Source organism: Paenibacillus sp. 01T422, from assembly GCF_056398785.1.
Map to the genome: position 1 here is coordinate 1 of NZ_JBFTQB010000008.1, position 23,096 is coordinate 23,096.

A 23,096-nucleotide genomic window follows, 5' to 3' on the forward strand; every position below is an offset into this window, starting at 1 on the left:
GTACTAAGTGCTTGTGGAAGCAAAAAGGAGGGTGCAGCAACGGCTTCACCTTCCCCATCTGCAGCAGCAACGACAGGAACAGGTAATCCAGCTGACGTGATTGCCACTTACAAAGAGGGCGGCAAAATCACTCGCGGCGAATTTGACTCTTTCATCAACGTGAACAAAATGTTCTCGCCGCAATTGGCGCAGTTCATGGCAGACCCAGCTTTTCAACAAGATATGTTGAAACAAATGGTTACTTTCCGTGTGTTGTCTGCGAAAGCTGATGACAAAGTAAAAGCTGATGCTGACAAACAAGTCACAGAGCAAATGAAAGCTATTACGGATTACTTCGGTAAACAAGAAGGCGGAATGGACAAGCAGTTGAAAGACAACGGTATCGAGTTGAAGGATATCGAATCTTTGATGAAAATGAGCTTCTACACAATGGGCAGCATGGAAAGCAAAATTACTGACAAAGCTGTTCAAGATTCCTATAACGAGCAAGCAGCAACGCATGCGTTCGATATCGCGACAGTTAGCCACATTCTGATCTCCTTGAAGGATGCAGCTACTCAGAAAGATCTGCGCACGAAGGATGAGGCTTTGGCAAGAGCGAAAGAAGTAAAAGGCAAATTGGATGGTGGCGGAGATTTCGCGGCGCTAGCGAAAGAGTATTCCGATGATCCAGGTTCCAAAGATGCCGGCGGTACGTATAAAGATGCAGACATCAACCAATGGGTGCCTGAATTTAAAGAAGCTGCAAGCACGCTTCCTTTGAACAAAATTTCCGATCCAGTTGAATCCTCTTTTGGTTATCACGTTATGAAAGTGGAATCCAGAAGCACGAAACCGCTTGATGATACACTTAAAACACAAATCAAATCTCAGCTTGCGGAGAAATCCCTTTCTGAGTTCGCAGAGAAAGAATACCCAAGCTTGATCGAAACGAATAATTTGCCTAAACCGGAAGCAAGCCCAGCTCCAGCGGCAAGCCCTGCTGCAAGTCCAGCAGCGAGCCCTGCAGCAAGCCCTGCGGCAAAGTAAGAACTTACCAGGATGTCCGAATATGGACATCCTGTTTTTATTTGTTATTTTTGGACAACATAATCACAGCAGGGTGCAATGCAAAGCTACATAAAGAAAAATTCCTTAGCAGAAGCGACTGCATAGAAGATTGGGAAGTGAAGAATACTATGGATAGAATTCAAGTTCCCACCAAAACCCGATCTAGCATACAAGATTTCATGCTCCTGTCGTATCTAATTCTTGAGCGGAAAGTGAGGCATCTAGAGGTATGAAAGCAACTGGAATTGTCCGTCGGATAGATGATTTAGGGAGAGTTGTTATCCCCAAGGAAATACGACGCACACTGCGAATTCGCGAAGGTGACCCTTTGGAAATTTTCGTTGATCGCGATGGTGAAGTGATTCTGAAGAAATATTCACCTATTGGTGAGCTTGGTGATTTTGCTAAGGAGTACGCAGAGTCGTTGTTTGAGAGTACCAATCATGTTGCTATGATTTCAGACCGAGACACGATTATTGCTATGGCTGGTGGGTCCAAAAAGGATTACTTAGAAAAATCAGTTGGGCCAATTATTGAATCCTGTATGGAAAACCGCAAACCGCTTTTGGAGAGCAGTTCCGGGCAATTTGAGATTATTAAAGATATGAACGAAACGTTCTCTTCTTTCGTTGCAGCTCCGATTGTCGCTGGTGGCGATCCCATTGGCTCCGTTATTTTGATCTCGAAAGATGAGAATGTGAAGATGGGCAATATGGAAGTGAAGATGGTAGAAACAGCGGCTGGTTTTCTGGCGAAACAGATGGAACAATAGACAAAAACATAAGACACAACATAAGTCAAAACATAAGACACAAAGGCTTCCTTACTGAGGTGATGTTCATCTGTAAGAGAAGCTTTTTTTGTCTGCAAAGAGCTATTTCGTTATAATACGTTTATATGCATCACATCAGGTAGAGGAGCAATAGGATGGGAGAGACCGGCAAGGGGCATCACATGGAACGCGAAGAGCTCCAGCAGAATGTCGGAAAACAGGGTACGGCCAAGCTGTTAAAAGGGGCTGCTGTTCTTGGAGTCGCGGCTGTACTCTCGAAATTACTCGGTACCTTGCAAAAGATACCGCTGCAAAATGTAGCGGGGGATGCCGCTTTTGGCATCTATAATGCGGTTTATCCGCTTTATATTTTGATTTTATTTGCGGCTACAGCAGGTTTTCCTGTCGCTGTCTCCAAGTTTGTGGCAGAGAGTGTCATCCACGGCGATCATCTGGAGGCAAAACGCATCGCCCGCATATCTGGAGCTGTGTTACTAGTTAGCGGTATTGTTTTGTTTGTATTGCTCTATTTTGGAGCGGGTGAGATTGCTGGTTGGATTGGGATTCAGCAGACGGAAAAGGYGATTCGCAGCGTTTCCTTTGCGCTGCTTCTAGCTCCGACACTAGCTGTTCTGCGCGGTTATTTTCAAGGGTATCAAAACATGCTGCCAACCGCTATCTCACAAGTAATTGAGCAGTTGATTCGAGTTATTACGATGGTTGCTTTACTGCTTTATTTGGCGGCACTCGCTTATGACGAGGAGTGGATTGCGGCAGGAGCGACTTTTGGTTCCGTTACTGGCGCAGCTGCAGGTTTAGTCGTTATGTACGTATATTGGCGGAAAGCGATGCGGAGTTTGAGGCATTCGGAGGGCGGAGACTGGGCGGAGCTTAGGCAGCCGCAGGAGCAGAAGGAAAAGCGAAAGCCAGGGACAGAACCAAAACTAAAGGCGACAGCTAGACCTCTGTCCTCATGGCAGTGGACGAGGCGGATTGGAGCCTATGCGATTCCTGTCTGCTTAGGTGCGATCGTTGTACCGCTGTTGACTTTGGTCGACACGTTCACGATGCCGCGGCTGCTAGAAGCTTCGCAAGGCAGCGAACTTGAGGCTATGCGGCAGTTTGGTTTGTATAACCGGGGATTACCGCTTGTCCAGCTTGTTGTTATGGTTGCCTCCTCGATGTCAGCAGTCCTCGTGCCTGCGATGGCGGATGCGAAGGCACGAGGACTGACTGATGTGATGCGCTCTCGGGCGGAAATGTCCATCAGGCTCTCTTGGCTTATCGGGCTGGGCGCCTCGTTTGGACTGGCATTTGCCGCGGTGCCGATCAATATGATGCTGTACAAAAACAGCGAGGCCAGCCTAACGATGGCGGTTCTAGCGTTCACGGCCCTGTTCAGCACGCTGAACGCTGTCTCCGCCAGCGTGCTGCAGGGGGCCGGCGCAATTCACACGCCGGCGCAGGCCTTGCTCGTTGCCATCGTGCTGAAAGCACTCGGCAACGTCGTGCTCATGCCCCGCTGGGGCATCGAAGGCGCCGCGCTCAGCGCGGTGATCGCCTACGCCGCTGCGGCGGGGCTGAATCTGGTGCAGCTGCGCCGCTGCACCGGGGCACGCTTCGCGCTGCGGCCGTACGTCATCGCACCCACGCTGGGCGTGGTGGCGATGGGCGTCTGCCTCGCAGCGCTGCAACTGCTGGCCATGCCCGCTGTGGCGGCATGGCACGTGCCTGAGCGATTGAGCGCGAGCGCAATCGCTTTGGTTGGGGTAGTCGGCGGCGCGGCCGTCTACGGGCTTGCGCTGCTGCGCAGCGGCAGCATCAGCCGTGAGGAGCTGCGGCTGATGCCAGAGCTGGACCGGAAGCTGGCGCCGGTCCTGGCTCGGATTTGGCCGGCGGGGCGTTCGGCCGGCCGGTAGCCCTGTGGCTCGCGAGCCTGCTTTAATGAGCTTGCCGCTCAAACCCATCTATATGTTGCACAATATACAATGATTTTGCCCTAGAAAGGTGGCTCGGTGCTCCTATATTGTATTTTGTGCAACGAGATGAGCAAAATGGCTGCATTTTATGAAAAAACGCTTCAAATGGTTGTACTTAGTACAATATAGGTAGCATGTTTACCGGGAAAATAATGAAATGCTTGCACAAAATACAACATAGCCAGCAGGCCATCTTTCAAATAATCACACATTTCAGGAGGTGCCACCCATGTCAACTCAAGCTCACATTACAGTCGTCGGACTCGGAACGGGAGACGAAGACCAGCTCACACTCGGTGTCTGGAAAAAGCTCCAAAGTGCAGCGAAGTCACAAGCCACGCTCTATTTGCGTACGGAGGACCATCCAATGGTCAACATGCTAGACAGCAATCAAATCCCTTACGAAACCTTCGACTCCAATTATATGGCTCATCAAAGTTTTGAAGGCGTTTATGAATCTATTGCGGAAGCACTCATTCAATCTGCTAAGAACTCATCTACCGAGGTCATCTACGCCGTGCCGGGTCACCCCATGGTGGCGGAATTTACGGTTCAGCTTTTGAAGCAGCGGTGCCCAGAAGAAGGGATTTCGCTTCAAGTGATGGGGGGAGAAAGCTTTCTGGATCAGGCTTTCTTACGCTTCGGCTTTGATCCTATCGATGGATTTCAGCTGCTCGACGCTACTAGCCTTAGTCGCTATGCACTGAATCCTCAGATGCATACCATTGTTGGGCAGGTCTACGATACCTATACGGCGTCAGACCTCAAAATTTCCCTCATGGATACATATCCGGATGAATACCGCGTTGTTGTGGGCCACTCCCTAGGTGTGGCAGGTGCCGAGCAGATCATTGAAGTACCTCTGCATGAGCTGGATCATGTAAAAGGTTACGGGAATCTATCTTTAGTTTGGGTGCCTAAGAGCGAGGAGGATGAGGTTCGCTATCGGACTTTTGGCCATTTGCATGAAATCGTGCAAGTTCTTCGGAGTCCAGAAGGCTGTCCTTGGGATCGCGAGCAGACGCACGCCAGCCTCCGCAAAAATCTCATCGAAGAAGCTTACGAAGTACTGGAAACGATCGATGAAGATGATCCTGAGCATATGTGCGAAGAGTTGGGAGATTTGCTGCTGCAAGTTATGCTCCATGCGCAGATGGAAGAGGTCAGAAGAGGCGGCTCAAGATCGACTTGAGGAGCTCGGGGATGTGCTTTTTTCTATCGTAAATGTTGCTAGATTCCTCAAAATTGATCCGGAAGAAGCTATTGCGCACACAAATCGCAAATTTATTCAAAGATTTTCATATATGGAAGATCAGCTACGTTTAAAAGGGCTTTCTTTTGAACAAACTGGGTTATCAGAGATGGAAAATTATTGGCAGGAAGCAAAAAAAGTTACAAAACTTCGCTAGTAATAGAAGGAATTTGACGAAAAAAGAAGAATACTAAGTTTGGTGTAAGGTGTAAGGTTGAATATGGAAATTAAATAGTAGGGATATTTGAACGTTGTTCAAAGTCTCTCAGCTTTGCGGCTTTCGTACATAGAAGACATGATCTTCAACTATTTTTGGGAGGTAACAAATCACATGAACAAAACGGATTTGATCAACAACATTGCAGAAAAAAGCGGACTAACTAAGAAGGACGTAGAAGTAGTACTTAACGGATTCCTTGGTGAAGTTACAGACGCTCTTTCATCCGGAGATAAAGTTCAATTGATCGGTTTCGGAACTTTCGAAACTCGTAAACGTTCTGGTCGTACAGGCCGCAACCCACAAACTGGTAACCCAATCGTGATCGCGGAATCCAACGTTCCAGCTTTCAAAGCGGGTAACAAGCTTAAAGACGCTGTAAAATAATGCGAATTGATAAGTTTCTAAAAGTATCTCGACTGATTAAGCGCCGAACCGTAGCGAAGGACGTGTCCGACCAAGGACGTGTCTGGATTAACGGCAGAGATGCCAAGGCGAGTACGCAAGTGAAAGTCGGCGACGAACTAGCTATTCAATTTGGTCAGAAAAAGGTGACGATTCGCGTGGAGCTMCTATCGGAGTCGACCCGTAAGGAAGACGCTGCGAAGATGTACACACTGGTCAAGGAAGAAGCTTATCAGTCCGAGTAACACGGGTATAAATACCGAATAGTCCAGGATTCCCGGATGAGGGATCTTGGGCTTTTTTTTGGTTCTAAAATAGGACATCCTCCCATATCGTAATGATAGATGAAGGAGGGGTACAGGCCATGATGGAACCCGTTAAAAACACGAACAAACGGCAAGAAATCAAAATGCTGAATCGCAAGCTCTTGGAGATCTCCGGAGTTTTGAACGTAGAGAGCTTTGACAGCGAAGAGTTCCTCCTTGAAACGGAAATGGGCTACCTGATGATTAAAGGGCAGAATTTGCACATTAAGAACTTGAGTTTGGAGCAGGGGTTAGTCGCCATCGAAGGACTTATTCAAGAATTGTCGTATGTGGATGGAAATACCCAGGAGAAATCCAAGGGGTTCCTTGGTAAATTATTCAAGTGACCCTGAACGTTCAATTCCATACGATTTTCATGATGTTTTTGAGCGGGGTCGCCATAAGTGCGATGTTTGATGTGTTTCGTGTGCTTTCCGGTAAGCTCAGGCTGCCGCGATGGACGATTCCGCTCGTTGATACCGTGTATTGGATTGTGGCGACAATCCTCGTGTTCCGCCTGCTCATTTACAGCAATGAAGGACAAGTTCGGATGTTTATTTTTCTGGGGATGGGGATCGGGATTTGCTTTTATTTCGCCTTCCTCAGCAAGGTAGTGGTTCATCTAACGCTACTCCTCTGGATGACTCGGCCTGTGCATAAATATTTCGTGATCCCTGATTGGTTGAAGAAGCTGACGGGTAAGATCGTAACGTTATATCACAGGTTATTCTCAAAGTAGGAGGAATTCCTATACATGCAGGCTCAAGCAACCGCACCAAACAAGCGCAGCAGTAGTGTAGGCTCAAAGCGAAGACTGCGTTTTCTCATGATTTTTGTCCTTTGTTTTATGAGTTGGGCTGCTGTTAACATTTGGGGGCAGTTCGCTAAGCTTCACGAGAAGAGAAATGCCGTGGCGAATATGGAGCAACAGCTCGTTGATGCGAGGAAGGTCAAGGAGCAGACGCAAAAGGAAATCGGTAGGCTTCATAATGACGAATACTTAGATCAAATTATTCGCCGGGATTTTCACTATAGCAAAACGGGAGAGACGCCACTTAGTGTCTCGAAGCAATAAAAGGATTGTAGAAGGGGCGAATGCCGTGTTGACCGTGGTTTCTGCATCGGTTATAATCGGCGTAGCCAGTGTTTTCAACATTTTAAGGGAGGAACATTTTACTTTATGGCAATTGAAGTTGGCACCAAGTTAGAGGGTAGAGTGACGGGGATTACTCACTTTGGAGCATTCGTCGAGCTTGCTGAAGGAGTTACCGGTCTTGTTCACATTTCGGAGATCGCGGACAATTATGTGAAAGACGTTAATGACCATTTAAAGCTGGAAGACAAAGTATTGGTCAAAGTGATTAACGTGGACAAGGATGGCAAGATCGGACTGTCGATCAAGCAAACGGTTGACAAGCCAGTTGAGGAAAGACCAGCTCGTCCTGAACGTACAGGTGGCAGCAGCTATCAAGGACGCCCGAGCGGAGATCGTCCAGGCGGCTTCCAAGGTGGTCGTCCAAGCAGTGGCGGAGAACGTAGTGGTCCTCCAAGCGGTGGTCCAGGCGGTGGTCGTCCAGGCGGCGGCGGCTTCAATCGTGGCGGCGGTGGTGGTGGCGGTCGCGGCGGCTTTAACAAGCAGCAAGGCGGAGCTAGACCGTTCTCGTTCGAAGATAAAGTATCTCGTTTCCTTAAAGATAGTGAAGAGCGGATTTCGTCTCTGAAGAAGAACACCGAGTCCAAACGCGGTGGTCGAGGCGGAAGAAGAGACTAATAGATGCTTATAATAGAACCACATTTCGCTTAGGCGGATGTGGTTTTTTTATGTAGATAAGAAAGTATAAGTTTTTACTTATGCTTCGCTCAACCTTGACACCTCTAAGCGCATAAATCAAAAATTTCCAATTATTACAATTCATCGTATGGTCAATTCCAATCGACATGGAGTTACGGGTATCTCCCCCATCTGCGTGGCGAAAGTTCGGGAGGATCAGACTTTTGGATACGCTTTCAGGTCTGTAAAGCGAGACACGGCAAGGGCTGGGAGTTAATGACACGGCTGGCGCGGCTTGTCGGAAATTTCTTTGAATCTATCAACTCATTCTGACAAACTTTCTACTAGATTGTCTCTATACTAGAGAAACAAATAAGGGAAGAATGGATGGTGTTCAAAGCATGCAAAGAAGAAGCCTAGGCGCAACGATTAGTGGTGGATGGTCAGGGATATGGCTAAGAGCGAAAACAGGTGCTCACAGCGCTGCAGTGGAAAATCGTTTTGTTCAAGCTTTTGTGGCTAAGAAGTGGACTTTTCTGCTCATCGTTATGGCTTTCCTTCTTGGTCGTGCGATGATCCTGGAACAGCTATCTCCGTTTGCATTAGCCTTTATCGCGGTAATCTATTTTACGCGGAGAGACATTTTACACTGGGTGGGGATAGCGGCATTTGCTGGTAGCTTACTGTCCCTGCATTCAAATACGGGATATCTCGTAACCGAGATTATCGTCTTCCTGCTCATTCAAAAAGCGTTCGAGAAGTTTGAACGTTCAGATCTAACATTGGCACCGCTCCTTGTTTTCAGCTCAACCTTCTTGGTTCAGCTTTTTGCAGAGCTGGTGGTTTCAAACTTAAGCTGGTATTCGCTGATGATGTTATCTGTAGAGGCACTGCTCAGTCTAGTGCTGACCTTAATTTTCATACAAGCTATTCCTGTATTCACACTTACCCGGAAAAACTATCATTTGAAACACGAGGAAATTATTTGCTTAATTATTTTACTAGCATCCGTTATGACAGGGACGGTGAGCTGGGTCATGGGGCCTGTCACGGTGGAGCACGTGCTCTCCCGATACTTGATTCTGTTATTTGCATTGGTAGGCGGAGCGCCTTTTGGAGCTTCGGTTGGCGTCATCACAGGGCTAATCTTAAGTCTTGCGAATAGTAACGCGATCTACCAAATGAGCTTGCTTGCCTTCTCCGGGATGTTAGCCGGACTTCTCAAGGAAGGGAATCGGCTCGCTGTTGCTTTCGGTATGTTGCTAGGATCATCGATTCTATCGTTCTATATAGGTTCTAGTGCTGATATGATCAATTCCGCTTGGGAATCGCTTGCGGCCGTTACGCTGTTTCTCCTCACGCCTCGGAGTCTGATTCTTACACTTGCCAAATATGTTCCGGGCACGCAGGAGAATCTCAAATCGCAGCAGGACTACGCGAAGAGGGTGCGTGATGTGACAGCCAGCCGTGTGGAACAGTTCTCGGAAGTGTTCCGGCAACTGTCGCGCAGCTTTAAGCAATTAACGACGGATGATGCGGTAAGCCGCAAGGAGGAGGAAGTTGGGCATTTCATGAATGCCGTCGCTCAGAAGACTTGTGAATCCTGCTGGAAAAAAAGCCAGTGCTGGGATCAGAAATTTTACCAAACGTATACCTTTATGACGGATATGATGACTACTATTGAGACAAAGGAGAATATGACGAAGAAGCAAATACCTGCGGAATGGAAGAAGGTGTGTAATCGTACAGATCAGGTGCTCGATGTGATGAAGCAGCAGTATAGCTTGTACAAGAATGATTTGCACTGGAAAAAACAAATTATGGATAGCCGCCATCTCGTAGCAGATCAGCTGTCTGGCGTCTCGCAGGTGATGGAGGACCTAGCGAAGGAAATTAAACGGGAAGGACAGGAGTTGTTCCTTCAGGAAGAGCAAATCCGTAATGCGCTGGAGGAGTTAGGCTTATCTATTCATACGATCGATATCATTTCCTTAGATGAAGGAAATATTGAAATTGAAATTATTCATCAATACACGAAGGGCTTCGATGAATGCCGGAAAATCATTGCGCCGCTGCTGAGCGAAATCATCGGCGAGAATGTCGCCGTGATGCGCGAGGAGATGCATGAGCGCGGCGAGGGCTACAGCACGGTCGTATTCGGCTCTGCCAAGGAATTCGAGGTAGAGACCGGGGTCGCCGGCGCAGCCAAAGGAGGCGACCTCTTCTCGGGCGACAGCTTCTCCACGGTGGAGCTGGGCAATGGCAAGTATGCCGTTGCGCTTAGCGACGGCATGGGCAATGGCGAGCGGGCGCGTGCCGAGAGTCAGACCGCCCTTAGCATCCTGCAGCAGCTGCTGCAGTCTGGGATGGATGAGAAGCTGGCGATCAAGTCGCTGAACTCCGTGCTCATGCTCCGATCCTCCGATGAAATGTATGCAACGGTGGATATGGCATTAATTGACATGTATAATGCAAATACAACGTTCATGAAAATTGGCTCCATACCGAGCTTTATTAAGCGTGGGAACGAAGTAATTTCGATCTCCGCGAATAATCTGCCCGTGGGAATTTTGAGCGAGATCGATGTCGATCTAGTTTCTATTCCTCTCCAATCGGGGGATATCCTCGTCATGATGACCGATGGGATCTATGATGCCCCTGGCCATGCGGTGAATAAGGAGATGTGGATGAAGCGGATGATCCAGGAAATTGATACGAGCTTGCCGCAAGAGTTCGCGGATTGTTTGTTGGAGCGAATTTTCCGCCATCATCATGGCGAAATTCAAGATGATATGACCGTCGTTGTTGCTCGCATAGAGAAGCGGCAGCCAGAGTGGGCGACGTTCCGCTGGCCAGGGATTACGCGCATGGAGCGTCCGAAAACGGTCAGTTAGTTAGAAAATGAAGCCGTAACAGCTCATTTGCTGTTGCGGTTTTGGTGTGGGAAAATAAGGGGATTACAGGATTTATAAGAAAGGCGGTATGGCATGTTCAGGAAAGTGCTCTCTCTCGCATGCATCATCCTCGGGGTCTTGATTTTTCTATATCCAGCCTTGAATGACCGGTACGAGAGTTATCAGCAGCAGAAGATTATGAATCAATGGCAGGAAAATTTGCAGATCATGGATCAGATCTCGACGGAGGAGAGTGAGGTCGCACAATCGGAGGGTGTGGATAATCTCATAGGAAAAGTCGAGGCAATTGGTAGTTTGGGTACTATGGGCTCACTGGATTCCGTGGAATCAGCTGACTCGACCGCTACTAATTCTCCTACGAGTCTGCCTAGTGTAAAGCCAGCACAGTCTTTGGGCATGCAAGCTGCACCAAAACCGACACCTCTGCCCAAGAATGTAGAGGGTGTGCTGCAGATCGATAAAATCAATTTGAAACTTCCGATCTTGACGGACGCAACGGTGAAGAATTTGAAAGTTTCTGTTGCAAGTATAGCCAATACGGGGAAACCGGGCGTGGTAGGCAACTATGCGATAGCTGGCCATAGAAATTTGACTTATGGGAAGAATTTTAACCGATTAGACGAGGTTGATCTAGGCGACATCATTCAGGTGGAAACAGGGAGTAAACATTTCAAATACATTGTGGAGGATAAGCAATATGTTCTTCCTACGGACATATCGGTCTTAAAGGGCAATGGTAAGGATACGGAAATAACATTAATTACATGCGACCCCATGGATAATCCGACGCACCGTTTAATTATAAAAGGGAAAATTGCAGAATCATCGGACTAAGTGAGAAAAAGGATTTTGCTTTCACTTTAGCCCGATGTGAAATAGTTATGAAGCATACAATACAGAATGTATCATATAATAACTATAATGATACATTCTGTATTGTAAATTGCTGAAATTTCTGATACATTTTGTATCAATAGAGAGTTTTTCTTTGGTCCACACACGCATAGGAATGGAGGGAATTATGAACATGTTGAAGAAGGAATTGAAGCTACTACTCGTCATTTTGTTAGTCTTCATGCAGTGCTTGTATGCTGTCAGCGTGTCAACCAAAGCAAGTGCTACTGAAATCTCCAATCAAGATAACATCCTGGAGAGTGTGACGATGGCTGTTTACGATAGTGCGGGACAAGTCGTGACGGGAGACGTATACGATCAGGGCGCTAGAGTAAGGCTGGACTATACCTGGTCTTTGCCGGATGGTCATAGTTACCGCGCAGGCGATACCTATACGTTCATTCTGCCAGAGCAATTTTTGTTATTTAACAACGTGGGCGGGACTTTGACTACCGGTGACGATCAAGTTGGAACTTTTCATGTGAACAAGGACAGCCGCCAAATCATCATTACATTTAATAACTTCATTGAAAGTCATGATAATGTGAGGGGGACCCTCACGATTAATACCCAGTTCAATAAAAGCCAAATAACGGGAAGCACAACGCAAATCATTACGATCCCTATTCAATCGGGAGAACAGGTGTTCACGCTCATTTTCAGGCCAGACGTTCCTTCTACAATAAGCAAAGCAGGTGCAGCTAACGGTTTTAATGCCAAAAAAATTGATTGGACCGTTGATGTGAACAAGTCGATGGACGCCATTCAGCAAGCGGTTGTAACAGCTTTACAGACAGTCCTCTTCGTTCTGCCTATCGTATTCAATACACGACACTAATTAATGATCAGTCCAAAGGACCGTTTGTGAATACAGCAACGTTGTCAGGAACCAATAAAACCCCTGTTCAGGCGACTGCAACGGTTACTGTACAGCATGGAATCCCGCTTGATAAGATTTCCCCTGATTCCGAATATATTCCCAGCACTCAGACCATTGGTTGGATAATCAAGTATAACTATAGCGAAGAGACGATAGCGAAGGAGCAAGCATCATTAGCGGACTTATTCAATGATACCCAAGCATTGGTGCCTGGTTCTATGCATGTGTACCCTGTGACGTTCAGTTCCTCTGGCGATGAAACGCTGGGAGGTGAAGTGCCTGCTACAGAATATACACTGACGTCATTAACGGCTGCTTCCAAGAAAGGGTTCAAACTGCAGTTTAATAACGATATTTCATCGGCTTATAAAATCATTTATCAGACGAGGGCGAGCAGCCCCGTTATTAATAATGCTACTATATCCAACCAAGTTACTACTGGCAGCGGAATAGTAAAAATAATTACACGGCCCATTATACAGGGAGTCCTTGCCAAGACTTTTGGTGCGGTTGACTATGGGGCCCACACTGTTGTGTGGAATATAAAGATTAACGAGGATAGCCAGGAAATGAGAAACGTTGTTGTGACTGATACGTTTCCGAACAAAGGACTCCGCATCATTCCCGGTACTTTGGTCATTAAACAGGGTGACACCATACTAGATGCAACAGAGTATACAATCGATGGCCCGGCAGCCCCGGACGAAGGCTTCAAAATTACATTTGCGAATATGCTCACCAAACCTACCTTAATTACTTACAAAGCAGAGTTTAATCTGGATTGGCTACAACCTGCGGGCAGTACAACCGAATTTCCTAATACGGCTAAATTAGACTGGATTGATCGTTCTGAGGTCGCGTACACCAAAACTGTCACGACAAGGTTTGTTCCTAAGGATGAAGTGAAGAACAACGGGTTCAAAAACGGAACGTACGATTTAAATTCAAAACAAATCACATGGAATGTTGGCTTTAATTACAACAGTAAACCGCTTGAAGCAGCCGTGCTCGAGGATCTTCTGGAATCCAATCAAAAGTTGGTGGAGAATTCCGATGGTTCCGTTACTTTTAACGTCTACCACATGAAGGTCCAAGCGAATGGCGTAACTACTATAGGCGCGATTGTAGATCGTCTCAGCTATGACTACCATATCGATGCTAACAATAAGCTCATTCTGACATTTAAGCAGCCAATTTTAGAGCCGTTTCTTGTAGTCTTCAAAACGAGCCTTGATGGTCAGCTTATTAATGACAGTAAAGTGAGCAACACTGCCAAACTATTCGACGGGAATAAGCCCGTGTCGAATGATTTAATTGCGACCGTCAACATTCCACATGGAGGCGAGTACGTCAGCAAGAAAGGTTTGCAAAGCGGCGACAAGATTAATTGGACGATAACGATTAACCAAGGACAATCAACTTTGAACGATGCTGTATTAATTGATATGCCTACGGTAAATCAGTTGCTGTTGCTTGATACATTCCATCTGTTCAAAACGATTGTAGATATGAGTGGAAATGTAACGAAAGGGGCAGAGTTAACCAAGGGAGTCGACTATACATTAGCTATCGATACTGATGCGAGCGGCAAACAAACGTTCCGCCTGCAATTTGTGAATCCGATTCACTCCGCCTATATCTTGGAGTACCAATCGCTCATCGCGGCCAATGATAAGGATACTGTTTCCAATAAAGTTAGCCTGAGTGGTAACAATGTAACGACAGTTATCAAGGAAACTGTGCAGGATATTATTGTTGGCGTTTCGAGCGGTTCCGGCACAGGCAGTGGAGTAAGGGGTTCGCTCTCCGTGAAGAAGGTGGATGTATCGAATAACACGGTATTGCTCAGCGGAGCAACCTTCGACTTGTACCGGAAGTCCGACGGGACGTTGGATCGGATCGGTACAATGACCACGAATGAAAACGGAATTGCTAATTTCACCGGCTTGTTGAAGGGCAATTATGTCGTGAAGGAGAGTATAGCGCCTGTTGGGTACGCTCTGGATGCTGCTAAGGAATATCCCGTATCCTTAAGTTCGGGTGAGAATTATTCGATCACTGTAACCAATACAAGGGCTACCGTACCATCTAACCCGCCGACTAGCACGCCAACTGACTCACCATCGAGTACGCCGTCTAATCCACCATCTAGCACGCCAACTAATCCGCCAAATAACGATACATCATCGAATGATCCGGATCCGACGCCGAGTGCTTCAACATCACCGAAGCCAAGTGTATCGCCTGCTCCGTCCGGTTCACCAAGTCCGGGTCTGAGCACAAGCCCAGGTCCGAGTCCAAGCACAAGTCCAAGTCCAAGTCCTGGTCTGTCGCCGAGTCCAACGCCTGCTCAATCGAATGGTTCTGCGCCTTCAGTTAGTCCAGAGCCAACGACGATGGAAGGACAGCAGCCGGAGACGCTCCCAGTGACTGGTGAATCCAGTCATACTGCTGTGAAGCTATCCGGTATAGCGCTTATTCTTCTAGGTTTCCTCTTACGGAGAAAATGGCGTAAAAATTAAAGTTGATGTCAACCCCTAACAGCCCTTTCGCTGTTAGGGGTTTTTTTGTTTTGTCCCGGGAAATTTTGACATATTTCTTGTATTTTTTAGGGATTAAGACCTATAAATTGTTGCCAATAGGACTATGATCATGGTTAACTATATATAGATTCTTTACAGTTGAAAAAAATGGGGTGAGTTATGGCGAAGTTGCCTTGAGAGTCGTTAATGGGGAAAGCGTTAAATCAGGTGTTTGAGCAGAGGAAATATGGAATTTTACATTAAAGCAACGAGCAAATGGGTTTTTGGTTGCAACAATTATAGTGGAGGTAAATCATGCTTCGTTATCGGAAGAAAATAGCAATCCTGATGTCGCTGATGCTGGTCATCCAGTTAATTGGCGGTATGCTTGGCGCGGTGCAGGCTGCACCGCCAGCCTATGCATTTGACGGAAGCAAGCTCGATGAGTTCAGTGTAACCGGGTACGATGCAGATCCTAATGATCCGGAAGGACTACAAAAGAAAGAGTTAACGGAAGCTGTATTAGGGCGCGATACGGAAATTTTGGTCCATGCCCATAATAAAGCTCCGGGAGCGATGGCCTTCAACGTTGGCATTGAAGTGGTGCTGCCGGACGGTCTTGAGTTGGCATCGGATATGAGTCCCAGTACGGTAGTAACAGATGGCGTAACAGGAACCATTACGGCTTTCTGGAAAGATATCAAAGATATCGCTGCCGGGGAAAACTTCGATTTCCCAGTGAAAATCAAAGTTTCTAATAACTATAGGAAAGCAAATGGCGGAGGTTTGGTTCCGTTTGGAACCCTGCTGTCGCCTACGGTTCGGCTGTATGCGAGCAGTGATCCACGCAAGTTATACTATGACGCTGCGCAGCCTACCAAGATGTGGAGCAAAGCAATCAAGGTCACGCCTTTTTCCATCCGACTTATCAATGATGTGAAGAATGTGAAGGGGGCCGGGCTTAATGATGCACCCCCTGCAGGCGGCTCAGAGTGGGGAGAGCTTCCTTACAAGATCGAAATGGTTAACAATGCACGGTCATCTACAACGTTCACACTCTTTAAAGAGACAACGGATGCGGTAGTTGAGCACTATGGTTTTACAGGTCAAACTGGAACGCCGGTACAAACGGTTGCCAGCGGAGTGCGCACCATTAATTGGACGCTTCCGGTACTAACGGTGGCAGGCGAGGACGGAAAAGGCAAGAAAACGTTTAGTTACCAAGCGGCCTTTCTGAATACGGACGCAGGCAATCATATCATGACACATGGTACACAGAAGGACGATAAGTTTGACTATTCAGCTACTGTGGACGGTCAAACCTTTACGGGGTCTGTGACACAGAAGGTGACTGCTAGAGATATCGTGATTTATAAAGGCGTACAGAAAAAGGCAGGTTCTTCAGCGGGAAGTGAGGTCGGATACAATGACAGGCTTGTATACTCGCTGCGTGTCAAGGTAAACGAGTACGTTCCTGTGACAGGGATCACCGTGGAAGATACGTTAGGTGATGGGCAGGACTTCGTCGATAGTTCGGTAGTAGTCCGAGACGCAACTAGTGCAATAGTGTCCAGAGGTTTCTTGAAAACAGGTTCAGGAGATGGAACAACAGCATTAACGTGGACGCTTGGCGATATGGACTACACAAGTACTACGGATCGTGAATTCACTATTACTTATGAAGCCACCGTTCGGTCGACCTGGAGGGTTGCTAAATTCGGAGGAAGCAATGTAGTAGCAGCGGATGTTCTGGTCAATAAGGCTGAGGTAAGCGGAATATCCATTTCGTCTGGAACAGTCACCGATTCCGATTCAACCGATATTCATGTGACGACGCCTAATGTTAGTGAGAAAATCGTTAGAGTGAACGATGGAACCACCGTGGGGGGCCAGCCGGTTAATGAGCTGAAGCAGGCGGTAACCGTAGGCGACACGGCTAGCTTTAGAGTGGCTTACGACGCTGTGGGACTTCCGGCGAAACAGCACAAAGTCAAGCTGTATGACTATCTGCCTCTCGGCACGATGTATGAAGGCTCGCTTAGCAGTTATCAAATTAACGGAATAACGCCTACATACGAAGCTGATATGCAAGCCATCGTGTGGGATTTTGGCAATACGGATCTCTTTGAGGGTCAGGTTAGCCAACTTGCCACGGAGTTAAAAGTGCGGATTCAAGACGATACCAGCTACGTTGCCAAGGACAAAGGGGCTAAAAATCTAGTCGTCCTTACCTATGAGAATTCAGAAGGTATCGTTGAAAGCAAACGTAAGGAAGTTGAATTAGCTTATGTAGAACCGGATGTGAGCATAACGCGCACGGTGAGCAAAACGACGGACCTTCACGGCAATGAATCCGTTGTAGTTACAATCAAGCTAACGAACAATGGATCGACGCCGGCTTATCATGTCAAGCTGACAGACAAGTTAGCGGATGGTTTGCAAAACTTGCCGGTTAGTCCAAACTATACACAGACAGGCACTTCGATCAAATTTAATGAAATTTCCTCCATAGAGCCAGGCGATGCTAATTCAGTAACGCTGACGTATACAGCTCAGCTAATTGATCCAATCGGCGCGAGCAGAGATATTGTGCTGAAAGATGCGACCTGGACCTACTTTGGGCAAAGCGATACTTCGGAAGAAGTCATCAATCGCCCTTACACCGGGCAAGAGACGACGACGACCAAACTGACAGCGGCCGGACCGACGATTACGAAGACAGTTGAGGATACTTCGGGTACGGCAACTGCTTTGAAACCTGGCGACTGGGTAGTTTACAAGGTGGAAGTGAAAGTACCAGCCAATAATGTAACTTATTCGCCATCGCTTGAAATTGAAATACCAAGCAATGAAGATTATGCCGCAACGTATACGGGGTATGATTCCGAAGCGCATACAGGGACGGGATCGCAAACCGTCGATACGACAACAGCGGGCCTCATTAAACTTGCCGGAATGGCGGAGGCGCCGGGCGCGACGTATACGTATTATGTTAAAGCCACCGTTAAGAAGATTAACGCCGGTACATCGGTAAGTGATACGTCTGGCGCAACCTTCAAGTGGAAGGTAGAGGCATCCGGTGCGGACAAAAGCTTGTCCGTTCAGAACGCACAGAAGCCTACCGTGACGATTAAAGCGCCGCAGCTGGAAATCACCTTAAATCCTAGTACAACATCAATGAAAGCAGGCGACACCCAAGCCTATACCGTCACTGTGAAGAACAAGGGGCTGAATCCGGCCTATAACTTTACACCAACAGTAACTCTGCCTGCGGGATTTAGTTTCGTGTCAGAAGACGGGACAGCCGCCGGGGTTACAATGACGTTCCTGCAAGTGCCAGTGCTTGCTGCGAATGCCGTGCTAACTTATACATTCACTGCCCGTCTTGACAACGTCAAGGGGTCAGGATCAACGCAAAGCATTCAAGCCTTAACAGGAGACTACTACAGTCTGACTGGTAGTAGCGGTGCCAAGTACGATTATGTAGCGGGTTCAGCTACAGTTGAGGTTCCTCGAGTCACGATTACGAATGTTATTACAGCGACTAGCAGTGGTGATCTTTCCAAGATTCGTCCAGGGGATACCGTCAACTATCAAGTTGAAGTGACTATACCTAACGGGACGATAGCGTACGACGTTGTTGTCGAAGATGTAGTCGACTCTCTTGGAAGCAACTTTACTTTAACGAGCAATCCTGACAATTTTACAGTTGCAGGAAACAAACTCACTAAAGCTTTAACTAATTCAGATACTGATGCCTCGCTAGGGGCTAAGGTGTTCACGTACAACTTCCAAGCGCGAGCGAAGGCAGATGTTTTTGACTCGGCGGAAGTAGTTCCATACAAAACTACGGCTGTAGCTAAGTGGAACAAGCAAAATGGTTCTGACCCAGCGCAAACGGCTGATGCTATAACGAGCATTGCAATTATGCAGCCGAAATTAACCATAAGTCCGGTAGCGATTGCCGATACGAAGTTTTCCAAAACCAACACTGAAATCACCGTTGAGTTTGAACTGAATAACGTTGGGAACGCGACAGCATACAAGCCTTCGGTGGAAGTGAAGCTGCCAAGCGAGCTGAACGTGAAGCCAGGCTCGATCTCGGACGGCGGATCCCTTAGCGGTGGCGACACGCTTACATGGTCCGCACTCACTGATCTTGCTGTAAGCGGTAAGAAGAAAGTGACGTTCATAGTCACTACGAAGCCAGAAGTTTTACCGGGGACGACAGGCATTACGATCAACGGTAAAATAACCGGATACGAGTCCCGGGAGACCACCCCGGTTGCCATTTACACTCCTATAGTGTCCTTGCCGCAGGTACTTTCTGTAGATGTGTTGACGGTATCGGCTTCGATCAAAGAATCGACGAACAACAGCACGACGACAGTGCGCCCTGGGGATGAAGTGACCTATCTCCTGAGTCTGGATCAGCCGCTTAATACGACCACGTATCATGTAAATCTTGATTCGCTGTCTGGGCTTGTCCAACAGGAAATCATTTCTGTAGGTAAAATCGTTGGCGGCTCTGTCACCGACATTCCGAAAGTTGGAGATAAGTATCCGCTTGGGTCTATCACAGGGGATGCCAGTCAGACGGACCCGTCCGCACAGTATCAAATTGTTACAAGGTTGAAAACAGATGGACCGACTGGCGGATACTTCGCACAGTTCACTCCGAAGCTTGACTATCAGACAGCGCAAACGGCAGGTGCGCCACGAACAATATCTGCCGGAATGCTGTCCGTAAACGTCGTGCAACCGGACATATCTCTGTTGTTAAGCAGCGTCAAACCAGCACGTCCGGATGGCTCCATTCCGTTCGATGCGGCGAGTGAAGAACTTCTCTTCACCATGAAGCTGACGAATAACGGGCAAAGTACTGCGTTTAATCCGTTCGCGACAATCCAGCTTCCCACAGGCGTTCATATCAGCTGGGCAGATCCTAGGGCTACAGTAAGCGGATCTACTTATAGCCTGACTTGGGAAAGTATGCCGATTCAGCCAGGCAGTAACGGTGAATTACAATTTAAGGTACAAGCGGATAACGCTACCGTGGTTAGCTCAGTATATAGCGTTCAATATACCTTGAACGAATACTACTCTCTCCCTTCGAAGGGTGGGAAGAAGTATGATGAGCTGGGTTCGAACTTAATCAACGCTGTCGTACTAGGGCAGCACACGTTGAATACAGCTCCGGATCAAAGTGTGAAAGCCGGACAAACGGCAATGTTCCCGCACATAGTTACGAATACGGGAGCCGGTGTAGATGTCTTCGCCGCGTTCGCCATGGACAGAGCCAGTGCTTGCACCGGGAGATCCATTGAAACTTTCAGGTGTTAGCTCCAACGATGTGCAAAGAGTAGAAGCCATCTATTTCTATGGCTCACATTCTGAAGTCATCCAATTCGTGCTGACAAATTCGGATACATTCATCGCAGATGGTCACAAGGAATGGAAAAACGTGCTGACACGGTTGCCGGACGATATTCTAGGTGATCTGACTTCGGAGTCGTTCAAGCTAACCTTCAGAGGTTTTGATGCAGCAACCGGCGGCCATGACATCCAGACAGATGCACCTAATGGTGCATTAGGCGGTAATAATGGCTTTGCGGTGAAGAATGCAATTGAAATTCTTGGTACCATTACAGATGCAGGCGACCACCAGCCAATCGCTGGCGCTATTATTACCTTATATAATGAAGATGCTAATCATCAAGAAATCGCGAAGACAACAACAAATGCAAGCGGTGGCTACAATTTCGGACAACGTCCGGCAGCACGTTACAGTATCATGGTACAAGCTGAGAATTACGCAGAGGCAAGCAAAACGTTCTATGCTATACCGAGCACAGTTGGAAGCAACCAAGTTATTGTTGATGCTGAGCTCAGCCAATATCGCATAGTCTTAACAGCTGATCCTAGCAGTATTGTCGGCGATGGGGAGTCCACTACTATTTTAACGGCAGTTGTATTGGATCAAACGGGTCAACCACTTTCGAATGTTCAAGTTAACTTCAGTGCTCCGTTAGGCACTTTCGTGGGTGGCTCATCGGCTACTACGAATGAAAAGGGCGAAGCAAAAGTAACGTTCAAGTCTGCTATCATTGAGGGCATCATCTCCGAGCGGTTCCCGATTCAGGCCATTGCTGACGATAGTCCACGCGATCTGCATGCTAAGGCGCAAATTATCATGACCTTTGAGCCGGCAAGTATTGTAGGGATTGTTACCGAGATGATCGACGGTGTTGTAACACCGGTTAATGGAGCACATGTTGTCATTACGGCAGATTTTGATGGGAATCCTGGTATCGACTTTACCGGCGAAGCTTATACGGTTACGAAAGATACGTACCAAGGATATTACAAAATCGCGATCCCTCGCGGTGGCGTTGATTATCAAATGCAAATTACGAAGCCTGTCCAAATAGGCGGACACACCCAGTTTATCACCTACACACAAACGATAACGGCAGGTGCGATTTCCGGAACAGGACATGAAGAATTTATGCCTTCCAAAGGGGCCAGCGGTCTTATTGCAGTAGGTAACGACAACCAGAGTGTCGGTGTGTTTCCTGCGGATATGACGAGCAAGATGAGGGTTCGATTGCTGGACAGCTCGAATCATGAAATTTCGAACACTCCGCTTCAAGCGAACGGAACGTTCAGTGTGAACGGAATGACGCAAGGCGAATACAAGATGGAAATTAGCTACGAAGTAGAGCCAGGCGTATTCATTGTTCTGAATGAGAACGCGCAAGGGGAGCTGTCGAAGCTGAAAATTAGCAGTGATGGCGAACTGAACATTGCGCTTGAGCTAATTGACCCTTAYGGCAAAGTTACGGATGCCTTCACTGGGGCTATAATCGAGGGTGCGCATGTTGAGCTGTACTATGCAGATACGCCTAGAAACGCAACTGCTGGAAAAATTAAGCACACCATGGTACCACTTCCTATTCTCGTAGGCTTTGCACCAAACGATAATAAGAACCCGCAGAATACAGACGCTGCCGGAGATTACGCATAAAGCCAATTATGGGGAAGAACAAGATATCACGTTTACTGTTGAATACAGCAACAAAACAGGTACATTAGCGCAGGGAGTTAACGTTACCGCACAAATTCCGACATATACGACGGTCGCGGACGCAGCTGGCGGATCAGTGAACGGAAACACGATCACGTGGACGATCGGTGATTTGGCAGCGAATGGGAAAGGGTCGTTGACCTACAAAGTGAAAGTGTTATCCAACGCTCTTCCCAAAGCAGAACAAAACGTGACGAACGAAGCATCGATTTCAAGCAAGACAACACTCGTAAACCTGGAAGACGATAAGTCCACTCTTCAAGTGATGTTGTTCTCGAACCGTTATGAGGATGGCAAGCACACGAGATATATCATGGGATATCCTGATCTGGAGTTTAAGCCGCTGCGCAATATTACGCGCGCTGAAGTGGCGGCGATTTTTGCAAGAATCATGAATTTGCAAAGTACAGTGAAAGGGGAAGTACTCTACCCGGATGTGCCAATCGCTTATTGGGGCAGCGAGTACATTGAGGCTGCTACGAGAGCCGGTTTATTTGGCGGGTACGAGGATCGTTCCTTCCGCCCGGATACAGCGATTACGCGTGCCGAGCTATCGGCTGTCATAGCCCGTTACCTGAACCTGAAAGCAGACGCTTCAAACAATCTTCATTTCAATGACATTTCTACGCACTGGGCGAAGAATGACATCGAGGAGATTTACCGTTATCACATCATTAACGGATATCCAGACGGCTCCTTCCAACCAGGGCAAGCTATGATTCGTGCAGAAGCCGTGACGATGATTAATCGTCTCCTGCACCGGGGTCCACTGAAGAATGCCAGTCAGTCTTTCCCTGACGTCTCACCGTCTTATTGGGGCTTCGAGCAAGTAGAGGAAAGCGCCAATACGCATGAATACAAACGTAATGAAGACGGTTCAGAAACTTTAACCAAGCTGATACCTGAGCCACTTTGGTAATGAAAATAGAAGCAGGAGCCCCTCCGGGGTATCCTGCTTCTTTTCTTTACTATTCCAGGTGATTAGAGCCTCTTAAATATGGAAAAACTAGGAGAAGAACTGCTAGAGAGCAAATTTTCCTGAGCCAG

The 23,096-nt window shown here is 47.5% G+C and carries 16 protein-coding genes and 1 pseudogene; all 17 read left to right on the forward strand.

Annotation, left to right across the window (positions count from 1 at the left end):
* Positions 1–1,029: peptidylprolyl isomerase (locus AC1DUA_RS00960; RefSeq protein WP_477497944.1), on the forward strand; the 1,029-nt coding region annotated here is incomplete at its 5' end.
* Between the two features lie 250 nt (positions 1,030–1,279).
* The gene (spoVT, locus tag AC1DUA_RS00965; protein ID WP_477497945.1) at positions 1,280–1,822 is read left to right on the forward strand and encodes a stage V sporulation protein T; all 543 of its coding nucleotides are present in this window, start codon (positions 1,280–1,282) and stop codon (positions 1,820–1,822) included.
* A 155-nt stretch (positions 1,823–1,977) separates the two neighbouring features.
* Positions 1,978–3,741 carry a putative polysaccharide biosynthesis protein gene (locus AC1DUA_RS00970; protein WP_477497946.1) on the forward strand — a complete coding sequence of 588 codons (1,764 nt, stop codon included), beginning with the start codon at positions 1,978–1,980 and terminating at the stop codon, positions 3,739–3,741.
* Between the two features lie 289 nt (positions 3,742–4,030).
* Positions 4,031–5,210: pseudogene (locus AC1DUA_RS00975) on the forward strand (MazG nucleotide pyrophosphohydrolase domain-containing protein).
* A 174-nt stretch (positions 5,211–5,384) separates the two neighbouring features.
* The gene (locus tag AC1DUA_RS00980; protein WP_029197991.1) at positions 5,385–5,657 is read left to right on the forward strand and encodes an HU family DNA-binding protein; all 273 of its coding nucleotides are present in this window, start codon (positions 5,385–5,387) and stop codon (positions 5,655–5,657) included.
* Positions 5,657–5,920, forward strand: coding sequence for an RNA-binding S4 domain-containing protein (locus AC1DUA_RS00985; protein WP_127457143.1), 264 nt, complete (start codon positions 5,657–5,659; stop codon positions 5,918–5,920). Before AC1DUA_RS00980 ends, AC1DUA_RS00985 begins: the two co-directional genes overlap by 1 nt.
* Before the next feature lie 119 nt (positions 5,921–6,039).
* The gene (yabP, locus tag AC1DUA_RS00990; protein ID WP_157324487.1) at positions 6,040–6,327 is read left to right on the forward strand and encodes a sporulation protein YabP; all 288 of its coding nucleotides are present in this window, start codon (positions 6,040–6,042) and stop codon (positions 6,325–6,327) included.
* On the forward strand, positions 6,324–6,719 hold the full coding sequence (gene yabQ / locus AC1DUA_RS00995) for a spore cortex biosynthesis protein YabQ (protein WP_477497947.1): 396 nt from the start codon (positions 6,324–6,326) through the stop codon (positions 6,717–6,719). Before yabP ends, yabQ begins: the two co-directional genes overlap by 4 nt.
* 15 nt (positions 6,720–6,734) lie before the next feature.
* Positions 6,735–7,055: an FtsB family cell division protein gene (locus AC1DUA_RS01000; protein ID WP_477497948.1), complete on the forward strand. Its 321-nt coding sequence runs from the start codon at positions 6,735–6,737 to the stop codon at positions 7,053–7,055.
* Positions 7,056–7,160: 105 nt separating this feature from the next.
* A complete protein-coding gene (locus AC1DUA_RS01005) occupies positions 7,161–7,751 on the forward strand; it encodes a S1 domain-containing RNA-binding protein (RefSeq protein WP_145669331.1) in 591 nt (196 codons plus the stop codon).
* Between the two features lie 401 nt (positions 7,752–8,152).
* A complete protein-coding gene (gene spoIIE, locus AC1DUA_RS01010) occupies positions 8,153–10,645 on the forward strand; it encodes a stage II sporulation protein E (RefSeq protein WP_477497949.1) in 2,493 nt (830 codons plus the stop codon).
* A 93-nt stretch (positions 10,646–10,738) separates the two neighbouring features.
* Positions 10,739–11,500: a class D sortase gene (locus AC1DUA_RS01015; RefSeq protein ID WP_477497950.1), complete on the forward strand. Its 762-nt coding sequence runs from the start codon at positions 10,739–10,741 to the stop codon at positions 11,498–11,500.
* Between the two features lie 187 nt (positions 11,501–11,687).
* Positions 11,688–12,398: an Ig-like domain-containing protein gene (locus tag AC1DUA_RS01020; protein WP_477497951.1), complete on the forward strand. Its 711-nt coding sequence runs from the start codon at positions 11,688–11,690 to the stop codon at positions 12,396–12,398.
* A gap of 26 nt (positions 12,399–12,424) precedes the next feature.
* The gene (locus AC1DUA_RS01025; protein WP_477497952.1) at positions 12,425–14,962 is read left to right on the forward strand and encodes a collagen binding domain-containing protein; all 2,538 of its coding nucleotides are present in this window, start codon (positions 12,425–12,427) and stop codon (positions 14,960–14,962) included.
* A 315-nt stretch (positions 14,963–15,277) separates the two neighbouring features.
* Positions 15,278–20,305 carry a hypothetical protein gene (locus AC1DUA_RS01030; RefSeq protein ID WP_477497953.1) on the forward strand — a complete coding sequence of 1,676 codons (5,028 nt, stop codon included), beginning with the start codon at positions 15,278–15,280 and terminating at the stop codon, positions 20,303–20,305.
* A complete protein-coding gene (locus AC1DUA_RS01035) occupies positions 20,232–21,989 on the forward strand; it encodes a carboxypeptidase regulatory-like domain-containing protein (protein ID WP_477497954.1) in 1,758 nt (585 codons plus the stop codon). Before AC1DUA_RS01030 ends, AC1DUA_RS01035 begins: the two co-directional genes overlap by 74 nt.
* Positions 21,931–22,968, forward strand: coding sequence for an S-layer homology domain-containing protein (locus AC1DUA_RS01040; RefSeq protein ID WP_477497955.1), 1,038 nt, complete (start codon positions 21,931–21,933; stop codon positions 22,966–22,968). The genes AC1DUA_RS01035 and AC1DUA_RS01040 overlap by 59 nt, the downstream gene beginning before the upstream one ends.
* The last annotated feature ends 128 nt before the right edge of the window (positions 22,969–23,096 follow it).

What these genes read in the sequence shown, in the direction of transcription:
- spoVT (WP_477497945.1), top strand. Translation starts at nt 1,280, where the DNA reads ATGAAAGCAACTGGAATTGTCCGTCGGATAGATGATTTAGGGAGAGTT.
- AC1DUA_RS00980 (WP_029197991.1), top strand. Translation starts at nt 5,385, where the DNA reads ATGAACAAAACGGATTTGATCAACAACATTGCAGAAAAAAGCGGACTA.
- yabP (WP_157324487.1), top strand. Translation starts at nt 6,040, where the DNA reads ATGATGGAACCCGTTAAAAACACGAACAAACGGCAAGAAATCAAAATG.
- AC1DUA_RS01000 (WP_477497948.1), top strand. Translation starts at nt 6,735, where the DNA reads ATGCAGGCTCAAGCAACCGCACCAAACAAGCGCAGCAGTAGTGTAGGC.
- AC1DUA_RS01005 (WP_145669331.1), top strand. Translation starts at nt 7,161, where the DNA reads ATGGCAATTGAAGTTGGCACCAAGTTAGAGGGTAGAGTGACGGGGATT.
- spoIIE (WP_477497949.1), top strand. Translation starts at nt 8,153, where the DNA reads ATGCAAAGAAGAAGCCTAGGCGCAACGATTAGTGGTGGATGGTCAGGG.
- AC1DUA_RS01015 (WP_477497950.1), top strand. Translation starts at nt 10,739, where the DNA reads ATGTTCAGGAAAGTGCTCTCTCTCGCATGCATCATCCTCGGGGTCTTG.
- AC1DUA_RS01020 (WP_477497951.1), top strand. Translation starts at nt 11,688, where the DNA reads ATGAACATGTTGAAGAAGGAATTGAAGCTACTACTCGTCATTTTGTTA.
- AC1DUA_RS01030 (WP_477497953.1), top strand. Translation starts at nt 15,278, where the DNA reads ATGCTTCGTTATCGGAAGAAAATAGCAATCCTGATGTCGCTGATGCTG.